This is a genomic window from Dyella humi (assembly GCF_044904605.1).
Taxonomy (GTDB): domain Bacteria; phylum Pseudomonadota; class Gammaproteobacteria; order Xanthomonadales; family Rhodanobacteraceae; genus Dyella_B; species Dyella_B humi.
The window spans coordinates 1-912 of record NZ_JADIKI010000005.1 but is presented as its reverse complement, the minus strand read 5'-3'; the positions used below and the strand labels follow the sequence as shown (position 1 = coordinate 912).

Here is a 912-nt window from a genome sequence, read left to right as displayed (position 1 = left end):
CGGCCGCCTCACGCGGATTATCGAGAGCGCCGTCACCACCGTGTACTGCTACGACGCCTGGGGCCGAGTGATTCAGAAGCAAAAGATCACGGCGGCCGGCACGGACACCACCGGTTACAGCTACACCACCGCAGGACGGCTGAGTAGCGTCGTGTATGCGAGTGGCACGTTGCTCAGCTACACGCGCGATGGCGATGGACGTATCCAGAGCGCGAGCGTGACATTACCGGGTGGAAGTGCCAGCACGGTGGTGAGCAACGTCACCTATCAGCCGTTCGGGCCGGTCAGCGGCTACACCTTGGGCAATGGTCAAACCATTACGCGGGTGGTCGATGCGAACTACCGACTCACCGACCTGACCAGTCCGGCGTTCAATCTGCACGTCGCAAGAGATGCGATGGGCGACATCATCGCCATCGGCAACGCCGCCGGTGCCAACCCGGCGACGGAAACGTACAGCTATGACCCGCTGTATCGCCTCACGGCCGTCACGGAAGCCAGCGGCAGCGTGTTGGAGAGCGTGACGTACAACCCGACGGGCGATCGATTGAGCAAGACGGGCAACGGCCTTGCTACGGGCGCGTACAGCTACAACCCGAACACGCATCAGCTCATTGCGACCGGCAACGCAGCACGAAGCGTGGATGCCAATGGCAACACGACTGCCGTCACCGAAGCCAATAGCACGTACGGCTTCGGGTACAGCGACCGAAACAGGATGACAGTGGTGCAGCTGGCTGGCAGCACCGTCGCCAGCTACACCTACGACGCCCTCGGGCAGCGTATCCAGAAGATTACCAACGGCCAAACCGAGCGCTACGTCTATGACGAAGCCGGGCAGCTGATCGGCGAATACGGTGCGACGAACCGCGATTACATCTGGATGGATGGCATCCCGGTGGCCAACGTCGA

1 pseudogene is annotated in these 912 nt (G+C 62.0%); it reads left to right on the top strand.

What is annotated here, in order from left to right:
* Positions 1-912: pseudogene (locus ISP18_RS00030) on the top strand (hypothetical protein); the annotation flags it as partial.